Genomic DNA, 18,563 nt, shown 5'->3' with positions numbered 1-18,563 from the left:
GACCGACCATTAGCGCCGACCCAAAAATGCTGCATTGCGAATGCGCAATTTACATTTGGAATATTTTTAAATCGCCGGAGCAAGTCGGATTATCGCGAGATACTTCTTCCGTATTTTTGCGCTGAAGGAAAATTAGGTTTGTTTGAATTTTAGAACTCGCTTATCAGTTGTATCGGGGCTATGTGCAGGTCAAAAAAGTAGGGGGAACTTGTGACTGAGGGTGAAGCTCAAAAACAACCTAAAAATGCCAATGATCCAAAGTTTGAGCGTTGGATTTTGGGAGATGCGTGGGACGGGTTTTGGCGTAACTTTCCTGTAGTGGTCCTCGCCGTATTGGCGATGGGTTTGGTTGGAGTTGTCAGCCTCAATGACCAAGTGAACCAAGCGAAAATGGTTCACACTGTTAGCGTGAACGGGTTCTACCTCAAAGTCGAATCATCGAAGGATGCTGTCTCGTTTTTCGCGGGTTTTGGTTATATTTTTGTATCTTCCATCCTCGTGTATACAATGCATTCAACATTGTTGGATAAGCGAACTTGTTGGGCAGCTTTCAACAAGGAACAACGAAACAAGGTAACCACGTTTCTGAAGCGCGTGAGCGTCATGGTGCTAACTTATCTTGTGATATCGTGGATCCTTCAACAGGTGTTCTGGCAAATTGCAGTTGAGAATGGGGCTGGGGCGGAGAATAGTTTTGGGGCCATTATTTTTGCTCTTGTGTCGGTCCCAAGTTTATTAGCTCTTTCGATCTTTGGTTTCCTGATCATCTCATGGCCGGGGTCAGTTTTTCTGAATGGTGACCAATCTCTCAAACGAGCAATTGCGCGCGGGAAAAAGACATTTTGGTTCGTGATAGGGAAGAGCCTGATGGTTATTCCTGCGCTTCTTCCTCTGCAGTTCATCATGATGGCAGTCTTGTTGCCAATGATGAATTCTCTATTTTTAGATGGTTCTGGTGTCCCCAAGACTGAGTTCGAAGGCTTCTCATTTGGTGCATTAGTTCCATTTAGTCTGTTGAGCAGCATTTATTTTGCTGTCGCTTTCTGTATTGCCGGAGTGATTGTTTCTCGTGCGCTTTTGGTTGGTGAAGCTAGGCTCGGTTCTACGAAAGTGACGTCGGAAACGACCGAAAATCTGGCTGTCAAGTGAGGTTTTTTTACTCTGGAAAATCCTCATATGGAGATAGAGAAAACTGGCATCTGGAAATCAAGTTTCTGCGCGATCAGCAACAAGAAGTGGATGTTGTTGCTGATTGTTTTACCAGTGCTCGTTAGTTCTGTGCTTCGGGTGGACTACTCATTTGAAGATACCGTGTTGCATTGGGTCGGCGCGGTTTATCTAAAGCTGCTCAAGTTTGCCGCCATTTATTCTGGTGTCGTTTGGGTGCTGCAGCTTGGGCGTTCTTGCACGAAAACAGCGCTGTTTTTCTCTGCGGTAACTTTATTTTCTATCGATGCTTTGCTGTGGCTTATCCGTCAAGTGAATGTCGCATTCAGCGTGGGAGATATGAGTTGGCAGGGCATGCATTTGCTGTCTGTCAGCGATGGCGATGTGACCGGCGCGCTTGTCTACGCCTCAGTGTTTGCCATTCAAGAAGTTATGATGTTTGCGATATTTATACTCCTCGCGATGCTGATTCCGCCTTTGCTAAGTTATGGGCGTGTTGAGTTGCAGGGCGCTGTGAAGATTGGTTGGCTCATGCGAGGCTTTATCGCCAAAGGAGTGATCATCGGTCTCTTGCCGCTTTGGTTGCTCCACGAGGGTGCAGCCATGATTTTGCCGGGAATTTTGGTTGATACGTTAGTCTGGCTCGGTGGGGCGGGAGAAAATCTCTATCGGCTGAAGGGCGCAGCTCTGGCCGTGACTGTTTTGTCGCAGTTCCTAACTGTGCTTATGAATGTAATGGTCGGGGTGATCCTAGCACGGGCCTACTTGAAGGGCGGCAAGCGGGTTTCGAAAGCAATAACTGCTTCCGATATGTGACCATCATTTGCCGTTAAGGCACAGTTTTTCAAGCGCCAGCGAGCTTTGCGTTTGCTGGCGTTCCTTGTGGCGGAGCACCATGAATTTGCGTGGTGGGATCGGGAAGTTTGCGCGCGCAAGGCGGCCTTGCGCGATCAGCGAGCTCACCGCGAATTGCGAAACCGCGGTGGCGGCGACGCCGTTTTCAACCGCTGTAATGACGGCCTCGTTGCTGGGTAAGACAAGTGCGGTGCGCAGGCGCGCGGGGTCAACGCCCAGATCGCGCAGGGCGGTTTCAAATTCCGATCTGGTGCCGGAGCCCGCTTCGCGCAGGATCCAGTTGGTCTGGGTGACAAGGGCCTGCGGGTTCAGCGCCCGGCCACTGGCCCAAGGGTGTTTGGGGGAGACGACAATCACCAGGGCGTCTTCGGCGACTTCGCGTTTGGCAAGGGCTGGTTCATCGATGTCGCCTTCGATAAAGCCGATGTCGGCCGCCCCGCCACGCACCGCGTCCGAAACGGTTTTGGTGTTGCCAATTGTCAGGCGGATTTCAATGCCGGGATACTGGTCATGGAATTTCATCAGGAAGGGTGGCAACCAGTAACTGGCAATCGTCTGACTGGCATAAACATTAAGCTCCCCGCGCTGCATGCCGCCCAGTTCAGCCAACGTCAGTTCCGCCGCGCGTGCGCGGGCCAGCGTGGATTTGGCTTCATCAAGGAACAGTCGTCCGGTCTGGGTCAGCTCGATGCGCCGTCCCACCCGGTTAAACAGCGCCACACCATAAAACCCTTCAAGGTTCTTGATCGCGGAACTGACGGCCGATGGCGTAAGCCCAATCGCCTCGGCCGCGCGGGTCAGGTGTTCGCGTTCGGCAACAGCGACAAAGATCTGGAGCTGTTCGAGTGTCATCATGGCGTTGGCGCTTTGCTGTTTGTCCTGACGTCTTTCCCGCGGCGGCGGGAAACTTTTAAACATGGGGTTCCAGATTCCGGCTCGGCGCGATGCGCCGTCCGGAATGACGGAGGGGTGTTCTGATAAGCCACACCTTAACTGTTCAATTTAATCGAATGAAAGATGAATTTTTATTCGATGGAAGTAAATGGTTGGGCGTGAGATTTTCTGCCTGTGATCAAAACACAGGAAAACCATGTTTTTTAACACCCACCTCAAACCGATCCTGCCCGGACTTGTTGTGACCCTTTTGGTCGCACTTGCCGCCAAGCTGGTCGAACATGCCGAGCGTATGTTGTTCGGGCGTGGCTGGGTGGAAAGTCTGGTTTTTGCCATACTGATCGGCGTGGTGGTGCGGTCTTTGTTTGGGTTGGCGCCACGTTATTTTGCCGGGGTACGGTTTTGCGCCAAGACGGTGCTTGAAATCGCCATTGTGTTGCTGGGCGCGTCGATTAGCGCGCAGGCAATCGGGTCGGCCGGGGGCGGGCTGGTTGCGGCCATCATCGCGGTGGTCTGTATCAGCCTGTTTGTCAGTTATCACATCGGGCGCGCGCTTGGTCTTTCCAACCATCTTTCGATGCTGGTGGCGTGCGGCAATTCGATCTGTGGCAATTCGGCAATTGCAGCAACCGCGCCGGTGATTGAAGCGCAATCAGATGATGTGGCGGCCTCGATCTCGTTCACGGCGGTTTTGGGTGTGCTGTTTGTCTTTGTCCTGCCGATGCTTCATGCCGGGCTTGGATTATCGGCAACCCAATACGGTATTTTTTCCGGCCTTACCGTTTATGCCGTGCCGCAGGTTCTGGCGGCAACCGCCCCGGCCGGCACCCTTGCGGTTCAGGTTGGCACATTGGTCAAGCTGATCCGGGTTTTGATGCTGGGGCCGGTGATCTTTGGTCTGGCTGTGATTGGCGGGCGGGCACGTGAAACGAAGCTACCGATTGCGCAGGTTGTGCCATGGTTCATCATCGGCTTTATCGCCATGATGGCGGCCTGTTCGTTCGATCTGATCCCGGATGTTGCGCGCGCGCCGATCAAGACGACTTCGTCATTCCTGACCATTCTTGCCATGGCGGCACTTGGGTTAAGTGTCGATATCCGCAATGTCCTGCATGTCGGCGGGCGGGTGGTGATTGCAGCGCTGTTGTCGCTGACCTTTCTGTGTGCGTTATCCGGCGTTGTTCTGGTGGTGCTTGCCCAAGGGAATTAAGCGAACTACGGGAACAAAAAAGCCTGCTGCCAGAATGGGGGGGCAGCAGGCAGGTGGAAGAAGCCTTGCATTGTGGGAAATGAGACAGCCTCTTCACGCGTTTCGCTGGGGGGAGGAAAGCACCGTGGGAGACGGTGCAGGTAAACGAAACGCAAAGGGGTGGGGTACGATCCCGTCTTGCTTTGGTTATTGGTTATTTTCTTACGCGATGGGGTGTGTCTCCTCGAATGCTTCAAGGGATTTCCATTCATCGTCGCTAAAGATGCGTGATCGGGTCAGAAAGCGTTTGCCTTCTGGTCCTTCAAGCGAAAACATGCCGCCGCGCCCATCGACCACATCAATGATCAGTTGGGTATGGCGCCAATATTCGAACTGTGCGCGCCCGATATAGAACGGACTGCCTTCAATCTCGCCGAGCAGCACATCCTGATCACCGGTTTTGAACTCTCCATCCGGAAAGCACATCGGCGCACTGCCATCGCAGCAGCCCCCGGACTGATGAAACATCACCGGCCCGTGGATGTCTTTTAGTTTCCTGATCAGTTCAATTGCGGCATCTGTCGCAACCACCCTGGCAGGCGCGTTTTCTGATCCAGTCAATGTCACCTCCTTCTTTGCAAAAGGCGACCGGACGCAAGGTTGGCCTCGCGTCCGGTTGTGAAAATCATTGGATCAGAAGAAGCCCATCGGTTTCGGATCATAGGAAACCAGAAGGTTCTTCGTCTGCTGATAGTGGTTGAGCATCATCTTGTGGTTTTCACGCCCGATGCCCGATTGCTTGTAGCCGCCAAAGGCCGCATGCGCCGGATAGAGGTGATAGCAGTTGGTCCAGACACGACCAGCCTTGATGTCGCGGCCAAAGCGGTATGAACGGTTGGCATCCCGCGTCCAGACACCTGCCCCAAGGCCATACAGCGTGTCATTGGCGATATGAAGGGCCTCGGCATCGTCCTTGAACGTGGTGGCCGATACGACCGGGCCAAAGATTTCCTCCTGGAAAATCCGCATGCGGTTGTGACCCTTGAAGATGGTCGGCTGGATATAGAAACCATCGGAAAGGTCACCGCCCAGATCAGCCTTGTCGCCGCCACACAGGACTTCGGCACCTTCCTGTTTGCCGATATCCAGATAGGACATGATTTTTTCCATCTGTTCGGTCGAGGCCTGCGCACCCATCATGGTGTCGGTATCAAGCGGGTTGCCCTGTTTGATGCTGGCAACGCGCGACAGAACACCATCCATGAATTTGTCATAGATGCTTTCCTGAATGATGGCGCGCGACGGGCAGGTGCAAACTTCACCCTGGTTCAGGGCAAACATCGCCATGCCTTCGGCGGCTTTCTGACGGAAATCATCATCAGCGGCCATGATGTCTTCAAAGAAGATGTTCGGTGATTTGCCGCCAAGCTCCAAGGTGACCGGAATGATGTTTTCCGATGCATACTGCATGATCAGGCGGCCCGTGGTGGTTTCACCAGTGAAGGCGACCTTCGCAACACGGTTGCTTTGTGCCAGTGGCTTGCCGGCTTCCACGCCAAAGCCCTGCACAACGTTGACGACGCCTGCCGGGATCAGATCGGAAATCAGTTCCAGCAGAACACAGATCGACGCCGGGGTCTGTTCGGCCGGTTTCAGAACGATGCAGTTGCCTGCAGCAAGGGCCGGGGCCAGTTTCCAGACCGCCATCAGGATCGGGAAGTTCCATGGAATGATCTGGCCGACCACGCCAAGTGGCTCGTGGAAGTGGTAGGCAACCGTGTTGTCGTCAATCTCGCCAAGCGAACCTTCCTGCGCACGAATGGCACCAGCAAAGTAGCGGAAATGGTCAATCGCAAGCGGAATGTCAGCTGCCAGTGTTTCACGCACCGCCTTACCATTATCCCAGGTTTCGGCGACTGCCAGCATTTCAAGATTGGCTTCCATACGGTCGGCAATCTTGTTGAGCATGTTGGCACGTTCCGTGACCGAGGTCTTGCCCCAGGCCGGGAAAGCAGCATGGGCGGCATCAAGCGCCTTTTCGATATCTTCGCTGCTTGAACGCGCAATTTCGCAGAACGGCTTGCCATTTACGGGCGAGACATTTTCAAAATACTGACCCTTGGCAGGGGCGACCCATTCACCGCCGATGAAGTTTTCATAACGGCCTTTGAAGCTGACCGGGCTGCCTGCGTCATTTGGATTCTTGTAGATCATTTAGGTTCCTCCGAGATAACGGGCGATTTTTCACCCGCATTTTTTGATTGTGACGCTGCCGTATCCGCAAAGGTCATGCCACTTGGCAGATCTCATGGTCATTTGATGAAAAAGAACGCGTTTTCAGGCCATTGAGCGCTATGCGTTTGAGGAGAGGTTCTGTGTCATCCGCCCCATTGGAACAGTGCGTGTGGCACAAATTGTTCCAAAAATGGAACACTCATGGTTTTGCCGGAATTGGGGTGTGAAACTGTTTGGCGTGGGGTGGTTCAAGTGTGCTACGATTGATGCTGTGATCGGCTGTGGCAAAAGCCACGCACCGGAAAATCCGGGCCAAAACACCGACACAAGGGAGATAGCGTCTATGTCAGGAAACCTTCCCGGCGGACGGATAGAAGCAGCCCTTCAGCTCAGCGGTGGGGCGCAAAATCGTGCGGTGCTTGAAAGCTGGCAAAGGTGTGAAGAACGCTTTGGCCTGGCTCATGACACCTTGCGCCGTCCCGAAGTCATACCCGAAAGCCAGACCCGGCAATTGCGTGATCGCAACGGGCGGCTTTACCACCATGCCCACGATCTGGTGCGTACCCTTTATCGCAAGATTGATGCATCGGGCTATGCGGTGTTTCTGACCGACAATAGTGGCGTGATCCTTGACAGTGTCGCCGCACATTCCCTGTTGCCGTCATTTCGCACCAACGGGCTTCTGCCCGGTGCGGTCTGGAGCGAGGAGCGCGAAGGCACCAATGGCATTGGCACCTGTATTGTCGAAGGGCAACCGATCACCATCCACAAGGACGAACATTTTCTTGCCCAGCATTCGGTTCTGACCTGCACCGCGGCCCCGGTGTTTGATCCCGATGGCAAGGTGTGTTCGGTGCTGGATGTGTCAGCCGTGCGCGAAGATATCAAACGTCCCGATTGCCTGCGTGTGCGCGGCATGGTGGCCGATTATGCCGATGCGCTTGAGCGTATCCTGTTCTTTGATGAACGCGCCGGGGATGTGATCTTGCACCTGCATCCCGATGCGCGGCATGTCGGTTCTACCCGCGATGCGATGATTTCAATTGCGTCTGACGGCACAATCAGCGGGGCGACCTCGACCGCGCGGCGTATTCTGTCTGCGGCCAACAATTCCACCGACATTTCCGAAATGTTCGAGATGGATGTTGAAAACCTTGTCGCCAAGCTGGCAACGCCGGAGGGGCAGGGGGCATCGGCAACGCCGCTTAATATCTCAGGTGGCGGGGTTTTGTTTGGCAGTGTCACCATTCCCCAGCGTATGCGTCGCCGCTATGTCGGTCGTTCGACCCCGGTTGCGCGCAAGGCCCCATCGCTGCCTGCGCGTTCCGCTGCCGACATCCCCGACAAGGACGCAGCCCTTCGGCGCATTTTCGAAATCGGTACGCGTCTGCACGCCAAGGACATCAATGTTCTGATGTCGGGTGAAACCGGCAGCGGCAAGGAATATCTGGCCCGTCATATTCATAATGCCACCCTTGGCAAGTCAAAGACGTTTGTTGCGATCAACTGTGCCGCCTTGCCCGAAGGTTTGATTGAAAACGAATTGTTCGGTCATGCCGGTGGTGCCTTTACCGGGTCTGCACGCGACGGGTTTGGTGGCCGCATCCGCGAGGCCAATGGCGGCACGCTGTTTCTTGATGAAATCGGCGACATGCCGCTGGCTGCACAGGGGCGTTTGCTGCGTGTTCTTGAAAGCCGCACGGTCGAGCCGCTTGGCAGCACGAAATCGGTACCGGTCGATTTCCGCCTGATCTGTGCCAGCAATGTTGACCTTAACGCGGCGGTGGCCGAGGGGAAATTCCGTGAAGACCTTTTGTATCGCATCAAGGGCGCGCGCCTTGCCGTGCCGCCTTTGCGCGAACGAAGCGATCTTGTCGATCTGATCGGGCGGCTTCTGACGGTTTTGTCAGACGACTATGTTCAGTGCGAAGACGATGTTCTTTCTCTTTTGACCCGTCATGGCTGGCCGGGCAATGTCCGCGAATTGATCAATGTTTTGCAATATGCCGCGGTCTTTGCCGAAGACGGCGTGATTGAACGTCATCATCTGCCCGACGATTTCCACGCGACACAGACCAATGAAACACCATCGCCGCGCCAAACCATGGAGCGCGCCGAGGCCGATGCGCTGCGTCAGCTGCTTCGTGATCACCAATGGCATATCAGCAACACCGCCAAGGCGCTTGGTATCGGGCGCAACACGTTATATCGCCGGATGGCGCGCCTTGGGATTGAACGGCGCTGATTGGTCAAAAAGGGCTTTAGACCGATTTTGCGAATGTTTTCATTGTAGGGCACACCGTTATTGTTTTAAGTAACGGCAGGGCTTTACAGGATATTTTCATGTGTGGAATTGCCGGTCTATGGCTGTCTGAACAAGCTGATGCAACGGGCTTGGGTGATCGTGTATCGCGCATGAATGATGCGCTGTATCACCGCGGGCCGGATGGCGGTGATGTCTGGGTGGATGATGAAGGCGGACTGGCCCTTGGGCAGCGCCGCCTTGCCATTATTGATCTTTCTGATGCCGGCAAGCAGCCGATGCATTCCGCCAATGGCCGTTATGTCATGGTCTATAACGGCGAAATCTATAACGCCCCGGAACTGCGCGAAAAGCTGGCCTCCGCCAACATTACCTGGCGCGGCCATTCCGATACCGAAGTCATCCTTGAATGCATAGCCCATTGGGGCCTGCGCGATACCATCAAGCGCCTGATTGGCATGTTTGCCATCGCCCTGTGGGATCGGCAGAAAAAGAAGCTGTTCCTTGTACGTGACCGGCTGGGGATCAAGCCGCTTTACTGGTCGCGCTATGACGGCCATATCGGCTTTGCGTCCGAGGTGAAGGGATTGCTGGCAGGTGACGCGATCTCGCGCGAGGTCAACCAGACCGGACTTGATGCCTATTTGCGCTTTGGCTATGTGCCATCCGGGCTTTCGATCTATGCCCATGCCAAGATGCTGAAACCCGGCCATATTCTTGAAATTTCATCACATGATCAGGCGACCGAGACCGGATATTGGTCGGTCGAGGATGCGGTGCTTAACGGGCAGACGCATGCCTGGAGCGGTGATGATCAAAGTGCGATTGACGCGCTCGAAGATCTGCTGCGCGATGCGGTTCAACGCCGGATGGTGGCCGATGTGCCGTTGGGCGCGTTCCTCTCGGGCGGGATTGATTCATCAACCGTCGTTGCACTGATGCAGTCTGTTTCAGACCGGCCGGTCAAAACATTTTCCGTCGGCTTTGAGGACGAGGCCTTTAACGAGGCCGCCTTCGCCGGTGAAGTCGCCAGGCACCTTAAAACCGATCATACCGAACTTTATGTCACGCCCAAGGATGCGCTTGATCTGGTGCCGAAGCTTTCGGAAACCTATGACGAGCCGTTCTTTGACAGTTCAGCCATTCCGACCTATCTGATCTCTGCCCTGACGCGTAAGCACGTCACCGTCGCCCTTTCTGGCGATGGCGGTGATGAAACCTTTGGCGGCTATAACCGCTATTTGTGGGCCAAGCAGTTAAGCGCCGCGGCTGGCAGCATTCCATTTGGAAGCGGGCTTGTTTCGCGCGGGCTTACCATGCTTTCGCCCGAATATTGGGACAAGCTTGTTGGCCTGATGCCGGGCAAGAAATCGACCAGCGCGATTGGCGATAAAATCCACAAGGCCGCGCCACTTCTGGCGATCCGCGATGATATTGATCGCTATCATGCGCTGATTTCGCTGTTTGATCCTGACAAGCTGCGCGGCAAGCACGCATCGACCAAGAAATTCCGCGTGCCGGGCGAGAAGTTCTGTCGCAACCGTCATCTGGATTATGTCTCCTCCATGCAAGCCATGGATACGATGATGTATATGGTCGATGATGTTCTGACCAAGGTGGATCGGGCATCGATGGCCAATTCGCTTGAAGTGCGCGTGCCCTTCATTGATCACCGCGTGATCGAGTTTGGCTGGCGTTTGCCAGCACGGCTCAAGATGAATGGATCGGTCGGCAAATACGCCCTGCGCCAGATCCTCTATAAATATGTTCCGCGCGAAATGATTGACCGGCCAAAAACCGGCTTTGGTGTGCCGTTGGCGCAATGGCTGCGTGGGCCGCTCAATGAATGGATGGGGGACCATCTGGCCAATGAAGCGCTTTATGCCGACTTCGGTCTGGATCGCCGCCAGATCGAAAAGCTTCGTAAGGAACATATGTCGGGCAAGCGCAATTGGGGGCATCAGCTTTGGACCATTGCCATGCTGTCTGACTGGCAGCAACGCTGGCTGACCTGATCGAACAGCCCTGTTCCCGGGATTTTCGGCGCATTTGATCTTTCATGACCCCGTCTGACATTCAGGCGGGGTTTTCATTTTCGTTCACGAATGAACGTTTTCTTGTTTGTCGGTGTTCGGTGTTTATTTGCGATATCTAACGTATGTGCGTGCGTTTGCCGCATGGCTGTGTCGAATAAATGTCACAATTCGAAACTTGAAAATTTTCGAAAATGAACTATTTTTCTCATCAAAGAGTTTTCCTTCTGCGATGAGAGGCCCCCATGGCTGGCACTTCAAACTATGATCTGATCATTATCGGCGGCGGCATTAACGGCGCCGGGATCGCCCGCGATGCGGCGGGCCGGGGCCTTCGCGTGTTGCTGTGTGAAAAGGATGATCTGGCCAGTGCCACGTCATCTGCCAGCACCAAGCTGATCCATGGAGGCTTGCGTTATCTTGAACATTACGAGTTCCGTCTGGTGCGCGAAGCGCTGACCGAACGCGAAGTCTTGTTGGATAATGCGCCGCATATCATCTGGCCGCTGCGCTTTGTGCTGCCGCACCGCAAGGATCTGCGTCCGGCATGGATGATCCGTCTTGGATTGTTCCTTTATGATCATCTTGGCGGGCGCAAAAAGCTTCCGGCGTCCGAGGGCATTTCATTCGCCAAGCACGTATCCGGTGCGCCCCTGCGTGACGAGATGACAAAGGGCTTTGTCTATTCCGATTGTTGGGTTGATGATGCGCGGCTTGTGGTCCTGAACGCGATGGACGCGAAGGACATGGGGGCCGAGATTTTGACCCGTACCGAATGTGTCGGGGCGAGCCGGTCAGATGATGGTTGGAACGTGACGCTGCGCGATCAGGAAACAGGCGAAAACCGCTCTGTGTCAGGTCGCATGCTGATCAATGCCGCCGGGCCGTGGTGTGCCGATCTGATCAATCCTGAAAACGGTGTCGTCAAATCCGATACCAGGGCCAATATCCGCCTAGTCAAGGGCAGCCATATTGTCGTGCCCAAGATGTTTGACCATGATTTCTGCTATATCTTCCAGAACGGCGATGGCCGCATTGTCTTTGCCATTCCCTATCAGGATGACTTCACCCTGATCGGCACCACGGATGTCGATTTCAAGGGCGACCCGTCCACGGTCAAGATTGATCAGGACGAAATCGATTATCTTTGCAAGCTTGCCAGCGGCTATTTCAAAAAGCCGATCGCATCTGATGATGTCGTCTGGACCTATTCCGGGGTGCGGCCGCTTTATGCCGGTGAAGGCGCGGAAGCAAACGCCTCCAAGGTATCGCGTGATTACACCCTGAAACTCGAAGCCAATGGTCATCAGGCCCCGGCACTTCATGTGTTTGGCGGTAAAATCACCACCTATCGCAAGCTTGCCGAACATGCGCTTCAGATCATCTCAAGGGAACTGGGTGCCAAGGATACCCCCTGGACGGCGGGGGCATCATTGCCGGGTGGGGATTTCCCCAATGCATCCTATGAGGCGGCCTTTGCATCCTATGCTGCACGCTATGACTGGATGGACGCGGTAATGCTCAAACGTCTCCTGCGTGCTTATGGTACGCGGATCGAACAGATCATTGGCAATGCCAAGGGTGTTCGTGATCTTGGCAAATGTTATGGCCATGACCTTTATGAGGCAGAGGTTCGCTATCTGATTGATAACGAATGGGTGCACGACATCAATGACCTGATCTGGCGTCGTTCCAAGCTTGGTCTGCGTCTGTCTGGCGATCAGGTTGCCGATCTTGGCGAACGTCTTGCACAGGAAAACCGCGACCATAAATCGGTTGCGGCTGAATAAGTCATCTCATGCACGCGAACTGTCAGGCTTGATGGTTGGACAGTTCGCGGCGCAATCTTTCAAGCAGGGACCTGAGTTCCTGCTTGCGCGCAGGCGTGATATCGCGCCAGTCGCGATCATGGATCGCCCCTTCAAGCGCATAAAGATAATTCAGGCTGATTTTCTTTTCGCTGCCAAAGCGAAACAGCAATCGGCGTGTGGTCTCTTCAATGCCGAGTGCGCGCAACTGATCACGGTTTTCAATCCCGATTTCGCTGAGTTCCCGCGAAGAGGTCGGGCCAATATTACGCATGTCATTTCTTCCTTCGCGCGATAAATCTTCTCCCTGTCGATGATGCGTCTGCCACCTGACAGTCTTGATAAACTGCGCTATGGTCGGTTTGTTTTCAACTGACTACCTCGACTGGTTCGCTGATGCCCGCAGTCCTGAAACCCATCCTTGCAAGTATTGTACTGCTTCTTCTGACCATACCGGTGGCAAGGGCCGCTGATGATGTTGTCGCGCTCGAAACCTGGTCGATGATGATCGGTCTGGTCGGTGGGCTTGCCTTGTTTCTGTATGGGATGGATCATCTTGCCGGGGCGCTCAAAACCCTTGCCGGGGCAAGGTTGCGCCGGGTGCTGTCGGGCATGACACGCAATCGCCTGTGGGCGGCGGTATCGGGTGCGGTCATTACCGGGTTGGTTCAATCCTCAAGCGTTACAACCGTGCTTGTGGTCGGGTTCGTCTCAGCCGGGTTGATGCCCTTTGCCCAATCGATTGCCGTGATCATGGGTGCGAATATGGGCAGCACACTGACAGCCCAGATCATTGCCTTTCGCGTGGATGCCATCGCGCCGCTTTTCATTGCGATTGGTTTTGCCATGACGATGCTGGCCGATCGAAAACGCTTTTCGCTGATCGGCAAGGCGGTGCTGGGTATGGGGATGCTGTTCTTTGGCATGGGCATGATGAGCAATGCCATGGAACCGCTGCGAACCTATGCCCCGTTCATTGACCTTATGAGCCAGATGAGCAATCCGTTTCTGGCCATGCTGGTGGCGGCGGCTTTTACTGCGCTGGTGCAATCAAGTGCCGCGACCATGGGGATTGTCATTGTTCTTGCCGGGCAGGGGCTGGTGCCCCTTGAAAGCGGGATCGCGCTTATTTTCGGGGCCAATATCGGCACATGCGTTACGGCCCTTCTGGTGACGATTGGCAAGAACCGCGATGCATTTCGAACCGCCCTTGGACATATCCTGTTTAATGTGGTCGGGGTTTTGATCTGGTTGCCCTTCATCGATCAATTGGCGCGTTTGGTTGAGGTTATCACCACTGGCCGCACACCAGAAACGACGGATATCGCGCGCGAAATCGCCAATGCTCACACGATCTTCAATGTCGCCAACGTCATCCTGATGATCGGCTTTGTGCCGTGGATCGCGCGTTTGATTGAAAAGCTCGTCCCCGCAGAAATTGATGCAGAGCCGCGGCTCAACCCGGAACCGAAATACGTTATTCACGAACTGACCGTGGCTCCGGCCGCCGCACTCAGTTTGCTGCGGAGTGAAGTCGTGCATATGGGGGATGTGGTGATTGATGTGGTGCGCCTTGGCCGGGAAAACCTGCGCAATCCGACACGCCCGAAGCTTAAAAAGCTTGGTGAGCTGGATGACGGGATCGATAGCCTGCAGGATGCGATTGCGCTGTTTGCCGCCAAGTTGCGCCGGGCCGAACTGTTGGCGGGCGACGTTAACCGCATGCAGAACGAGCTTGCGGTCAGCAACCATCTTGAGGCGGTTGGTGATCTGATCAGCGAGGAAATGGTCAAGCTGGTCGGCGAATGGCTTGATATCCGCCACATGCCATCAGATGAAAGCCGCCAGAAAATGGCAGAGCTATACGAAATCGCCGAGGACTGCCTGAAACAGGCCATGACCGCCTTTACCGCCGAGGATATCGAGGCGGCCAACCACGTGCTTGGCCGCAAGAGTGAATTTGCCACCAAGCTTGATGCCACACTGCGCAAGGTCAGTGACGAGATCGGCCCGCGTGACCTTGATATTCGCCGTTACCGGATCGAGGTCGCCATGGTGGAGCGCATCAACCGCCTGTACGAGCGCGCCCGCCGGATCGCACATGCCACAATCGCGATCAAAAATCAGGAAGAGCCCGCCCCGGATGAACAGAACGCGGCATCGACAATTGCCGACGCCATGTAATTCGCGAACAGATCAGCGATCCGCGGGTGGTGTGTCGATATCCTTTTGCATGACCGTGACATCGCAGGCGCGGTACCCGAGATGACGATAGAAATCCTGTGTCGCGTGGTTATCTGCACGCACCATCAATTGCATGCGCCAAACACCCTGATTACGCAGCCAGTTTTCCCCGACTTCCATCAGGCGGCGACCAAGCCCTGATTTCTGCAAACTTGGCACAACAGCCATATAGTAGACCCAGCCACGATGCCCGTCATGACCCGCCATGATGGAGCCGATAATGTTATCACTGTTATCTTCCCAGACGAAAAGGGTGGCCTCGTCACTTTCAAGCGCAAAGCGTACATCCCATTGCGGCGGATTATACGGACGATAAAGCCCGGTTTCCTGCCAAAGGGCTGTTAATGCCGGGGTGTCAGAAAGGGTGGCAGTTCTGGGTTGCGACTTCGGGGAGTTGGTCTTCATGGTGCTTTTTTCATGGGGCAATATTTAGAAGCACGTCACAATGATTGGATTGTGCGCGACCGTCAAACCCAATCGCACGGCAAGCCGATGAAATTAAACGTCAAAACGCAAAACGCCCCAAGGGGAGCCTTGGGGCGCGGTGCGGGTCCGGGGTATCGGTTGGGATGGGGGAGGTCCCCGGACCGGGGTGGGGACAATTTTTAACGTTAAACGAATGACTTAGCTGATCGGACGGCCGGTCACGCTGCTTAGTTCCATTTCGCGGACAATGTCACCGGCTTGGTTGGTGATGGTGGCGCTAAAGGTGCCACGCGGCGTTTCGCTGATGTCGCCCAATTTGAGTTCGCCATTGCCAAACCGGATCACCATCGCGTTGGCCAGAAGCGTCATCTGATCGGCGGTGAATTTGCGATCATAGCGCGATGCCTGATCCTTGTTCGGTTTGCCCATCAGTTTGCGCAGGTCATGGCGGGTGCCGCGATCCATGCGGCCGGTTTGTTCATCAAATTTCAGAACCGTGACCACATCACCGGTGGCATTAAGCAAGACAACATCGATCTTGCCTGCTTGTTCGGAGACCTTGGCTTCACCGGTTTTAAGGGTGGATTCACCCATTTTCAGAAGCATCGCATCAACCAGCGTGCGGGCTTCATCGACAGTCAACGGAACAGCACGCTGGCGGCCTTCGCCATGGAACATGCCGCCTTTGCCATGCTTGCCGTGTTCGCGATATTCACCGCGTTCGCCGCGCATATGGTCGCGATCACCGTGACCGCCGCCAAACATCGACCACTCGCCGCCATGGTCACGTTCGCCCGGTGATGCATAAGTCGCAGCAAGCGGGGTGGCGATCATGGTGGTGGCGATCAGGGCGGCGGCAAGTTTAAGCGTGTTTTTGCGTTTCATCGGGGACCTCATCAGGTTTGTGGGGGATCAATGTGTTGAAGCCCGTTATCGCCTATGATTGTCGTGAAATGATCCCGGAAAACCGGTAAATTGGTCGCAAGATTTGCCAAATGGGCCCTTTGCGACAATCTGATACAAATTGCCGTTTCTGCCGGCGTGACCAACGCGTTAGGTTGGTTTGAACAAAGAGTTTTGATTTCAGGACCGCATATGAGCGACCAGCCCCACATTCTTGTTGTCGATGACCATCGTGATATCCGTGACCTTCTGGGGCGGTATCTGCGTCAGCATGAATATCGTGTGACGCTGGCATCCGACGGGCGCGAGCTGCGCAAACTGATGAATGACAACATTGCCCCCGACCTGGTTGTGCTCGATCTTATGATGCCGGGTGAGGATGGGCTTAGTCTGTGTCGCTGGCTGCGCGAAAACTATGATGTGCCGGTCGTGATGCTGACTGCCCTTGGCGAGGAAACCGATCGCATTATTGGTCTTGAAATGGGGGCGGATGACTATCTGGCCAAGCCGTTTAATCCGCGCGAGTTGCTGGCCCGGATCAAGGCGGTGATGCGCCGTGCCCAAAGTCTTCCGGTCGGGCGCAAGGGGCCGCTTCCGGGCGGGCAGGTGCATTTTGATTGCTGGGTTCTGGATCGCACGCGCCATGAATTGCGCGATGCCAATGATGTGGTCGTGCCGCTCAGTGCCGGGGAATATGGCCTTCTCTGTGCCTTTGTTGAACATCCGAACATGGTACTTAACCGCGACCAGCTGCTTGATCTGACCAAGGGACGCGAAGCAATTCCGTTTGATCGCAGCATTGATAATCAGGTCAGCCGTCTGCGCAAAAAGATCGAGCATGATGCCAAGAACCCGGCCCTGATCAAAACCGTCTGGGGCGGGGGCTATATGTTCACCTGCGAGGTGGCAGAGAAATGACCAAGCGCCGCCTGATCAAACGGCTTTGGCCGCAAAGTCTGACCGCGCAGCTTGTCTGTCTGCTTTTGGGCGCAATCATCCTGACCCATATTGTGCTGGGCGTGATGCTGGCCGAGGAACGTCGCGATGCGGTGGCATCTGAGCGACGGGGCTATGCCCTGTCCCGTGTGGCGGCGATTTCACGCATCCTGACGACAACACCGCGTGATAACTGGGCTGATGTGCTGCGTGTGGCGCAATCATCGCAAAACCGCCTGCGCCTTGTACCTGAGACCGATCTTCAGGCCGGGGATGGCTTTGTCTCCGACAGCCTGACCCACCGTTTGAACGAGGCCTTGTCACTTGAAAACGGCATTCCGGCGCGGGTTGAAATCCTGTCCGAGGATGATTGCTGGGACGAGCGCAAGTCGTTGCGCCGCGACAAGGAAGATTATCTTGAACGCAATTACCCGCAGCGACCTGATGACGATGATGAAGACGACGATCAGGGTAAGCGGGTTGATGATCATCATCACCGTGATGATGATCGCCGGGCGCCGTGGTCGATGCGCTATCTTGACCGGTTTGATTGCCATACCGCGCCGGTGATGCGTCTTGTCGTGCCGGTCAATATGATCGGCACGAATGGCGAGCCGACCGGCACCGAACCCGATGTCTGGCTTGAGGCAATGATTGGTGGGGTGATGCCCCCGCCATGGTTTGTCTTTGATAACCTGTTGCGGGTTCTGGCGTCGGGACTTGTTATCGCGGTCATTGCCTTCTTCCTGGCACGGCGGATTTCCCGGTCATGGGATGTGCTGACCCGTGCGGCTGATCGCGTCGGGCGGGGGGACTATCCCGAACCGGTGCCTGAAACAGGCCCGATTGAAATCAGACGCGCAACAAAGGCCTTTAACCGGATGACAGCCCGTCTCAAACGCTTTGTCGAGGACCGCACCCGGATGCTGGCGGCAATTTCGCACGATCTGCGTACGCCGATCACGTCGCTGCGTCTGCGGGCCGAGTTTGTTGAGGACCCGGAAAATCGTGCGCGCATCATCGAGACACTTGATGAAATGGAACAGATGGTCGAAGCGGCCATGACTTTTGCCCGCGAAGAAACCGCAAATGAGGAAACGCGCAAGATCGACCTGACCGCGCTTGTTGAATCCGCGGTCGAGGATCTGGCAGAAACCGGGCGCCCGATTACATTCATCGGGCAGGGGGCTACCCGCGTTTATCCCTGCCGCCCCCTGTCGATCAAACGCGCCTTTGGCAATCTGGTGGCGAATGCGCTGAATTTCGGTCACACGGTCGAGGTCGCGGTGCGTGATGCCGACGATGGCGGTCTGTGGATTGAAATTGCCGATGATGGTCCGGGGATTCCCGTCGAGCAGCGTGAACAGGTGTTTGAACCGTTCTTCAGGATTGAAGAGTCACGCAATCGTGACACCGGGGGCATAGGACTTGGAATGGCGATTGCGCGCACAGCCATCCGTGCCCATGGTGGCGAGATTTACCTTGAGGAATCGCAGAAAGGCGGGCTTCTGGCGCGTATCTACCTGCCACCAGCACAGCCACAATAGCTGTCATTTCGATCAGTCCGAGGGCCTGAGATTTTTCTCCTGACACAGTGCGACAGTTTTTTG

At 55.1% G+C, this 18,563-nt stretch carries 15 protein-coding genes; 9 read left to right on the top strand and 6 right to left on the bottom strand.

Annotated elements, in window-relative coordinates; all coding sequences use genetic code 11:
* Positions 1-210 precede the first annotated feature (210 nt).
* Positions 211-1,149 carry a hypothetical protein gene (locus AUQ43_RS17300; RefSeq protein WP_062957555.1) on the top strand — a complete coding sequence of 313 codons (939 nt, stop codon included), beginning with the start codon at positions 211-213 and terminating at the stop codon, positions 1,147-1,149.
* Between the two features lie 27 nt (positions 1,150-1,176).
* Positions 1,177-1,983 (top strand): hypothetical protein, encoded by an 807-nt coding sequence (locus AUQ43_RS17295; protein ID WP_062957554.1) that lies wholly within the window; start codon positions 1,177-1,179, stop codon positions 1,981-1,983.
* 3 nt (positions 1,984-1,986) lie between these two features.
* Here the strand turns inward: AUQ43_RS17295 and AUQ43_RS17290 are convergent, their stop codons facing one another.
* Complete coding sequence (locus AUQ43_RS17290) at positions 1,987-2,940, bottom strand: LysR substrate-binding domain-containing protein (protein ID WP_309471157.1); 954 nt, start codon at positions 2,938-2,940, stop codon at positions 1,987-1,989.
* Between the two features lie 172 nt (positions 2,941-3,112).
* Here AUQ43_RS17290 and AUQ43_RS17285 point away from each other — a divergent pair, with 172 nt between their 5' ends.
* The gene (locus tag AUQ43_RS17285; protein ID WP_062957553.1) at positions 3,113-4,126 is read left to right on the top strand and encodes a YeiH family protein; all 1,014 of its coding nucleotides are present in this window, start codon (positions 3,113-3,115) and stop codon (positions 4,124-4,126) included.
* A gap of 201 nt (positions 4,127-4,327) precedes the next feature.
* Here AUQ43_RS17285 and AUQ43_RS17280 read toward each other — a convergent pair whose 3' ends face one another.
* On the bottom strand, positions 4,328-4,726 hold the full coding sequence (locus AUQ43_RS17280; RefSeq protein WP_062957602.1) for a DUF779 domain-containing protein: 399 nt from the start codon (positions 4,724-4,726) through the stop codon (positions 4,328-4,330).
* A gap of 72 nt (positions 4,727-4,798) precedes the next feature.
* Positions 4,799-6,319, bottom strand: coding sequence for an aldehyde dehydrogenase (gene adh / locus AUQ43_RS17275; protein ID WP_062957552.1), 1,521 nt, complete (start codon positions 6,317-6,319; stop codon positions 4,799-4,801).
* 364 nt (positions 6,320-6,683) lie between these two features.
* Between adh and AUQ43_RS17270 the strand changes: the two genes are divergently transcribed.
* The 3 genes from AUQ43_RS17270 to glpD all read left to right on the top strand — a co-directional run bounded on the left by AUQ43_RS17270 (position 6,684) and on the right by glpD (position 12,426).
* Positions 6,684-8,585 carry a sigma-54-dependent Fis family transcriptional regulator gene (locus AUQ43_RS17270; protein WP_062957551.1) on the top strand — a complete coding sequence of 634 codons (1,902 nt, stop codon included), beginning with the start codon at positions 6,684-6,686 and terminating at the stop codon, positions 8,583-8,585.
* A 98-nt stretch (positions 8,586-8,683) separates the two neighbouring features.
* On the top strand, positions 8,684-10,618 hold the full coding sequence (gene asnB / locus AUQ43_RS17265; protein ID WP_062957550.1) for an asparagine synthase (glutamine-hydrolyzing): 1,935 nt from the start codon (positions 8,684-8,686) through the stop codon (positions 10,616-10,618).
* Between the two features lie 263 nt (positions 10,619-10,881).
* The gene (gene glpD, locus AUQ43_RS17260; protein WP_062957549.1) at positions 10,882-12,426 is read left to right on the top strand and encodes a glycerol-3-phosphate dehydrogenase; all 1,545 of its coding nucleotides are present in this window, start codon (positions 10,882-10,884) and stop codon (positions 12,424-12,426) included.
* Between the two features lie 22 nt (positions 12,427-12,448).
* Here the strand turns inward: glpD and AUQ43_RS17255 are convergent, their stop codons facing one another.
* Positions 12,449-12,718, bottom strand: coding sequence for a TfoX/Sxy family DNA transformation protein (locus AUQ43_RS17255; protein ID WP_062957548.1), 270 nt, complete (start codon positions 12,716-12,718; stop codon positions 12,449-12,451).
* 122 nt (positions 12,719-12,840) lie between these two features.
* On the opposite strand from AUQ43_RS17255, the gene AUQ43_RS17250 reads away from it, so the two are divergent.
* Positions 12,841-14,628 (top strand): Na/Pi cotransporter family protein, encoded by a 1,788-nt coding sequence (locus AUQ43_RS17250; protein ID WP_062957547.1) that lies wholly within the window; start codon positions 12,841-12,843, stop codon positions 14,626-14,628.
* 12 nt (positions 14,629-14,640) lie between these two features.
* Here the strand turns inward: AUQ43_RS17250 and AUQ43_RS17245 are convergent, their stop codons facing one another.
* Positions 14,641-15,093: a GNAT family acetyltransferase gene (locus tag AUQ43_RS17245; RefSeq protein ID WP_062957546.1), complete on the bottom strand. Its 453-nt coding sequence runs from the start codon at positions 15,091-15,093 to the stop codon at positions 14,641-14,643.
* 219 nt (positions 15,094-15,312) lie between these two features.
* Positions 15,313-15,999 carry a hypothetical protein gene (locus AUQ43_RS17240; protein ID WP_062957545.1) on the bottom strand — a complete coding sequence of 229 codons (687 nt, stop codon included), beginning with the start codon at positions 15,997-15,999 and terminating at the stop codon, positions 15,313-15,315.
* Positions 16,000-16,209: 210 nt separating this feature from the next.
* Between AUQ43_RS17240 and AUQ43_RS17235 the strand changes: the two genes are divergently transcribed.
* Both AUQ43_RS17235 and AUQ43_RS17230 read left to right on the top strand, forming a co-directional pair.
* Positions 16,210-16,935, top strand: coding sequence for a response regulator (locus AUQ43_RS17235; protein ID WP_062957544.1), 726 nt, complete (start codon positions 16,210-16,212; stop codon positions 16,933-16,935).
* Positions 16,932-18,500 carry an ATP-binding protein gene (locus AUQ43_RS17230; protein ID WP_062957543.1) on the top strand — a complete coding sequence of 523 codons (1,569 nt, stop codon included), beginning with the start codon at positions 16,932-16,934 and terminating at the stop codon, positions 18,498-18,500. Before AUQ43_RS17235 ends, AUQ43_RS17230 begins: the two co-directional genes overlap by 4 nt.
* The last annotated feature ends 63 nt before the right edge of the window (positions 18,501-18,563 follow it).

This window comes from Thalassospira sp. MCCC 1A01148, from assembly GCF_001613795.1.
GTDB lineage: Bacteria > Pseudomonadota > Alphaproteobacteria > Rhodospirillales > Thalassospiraceae > Thalassospira.
Note: the sequence above shows the minus strand (reverse complement) of the source record. Positions and strands in the feature narration are given on the sequence as shown.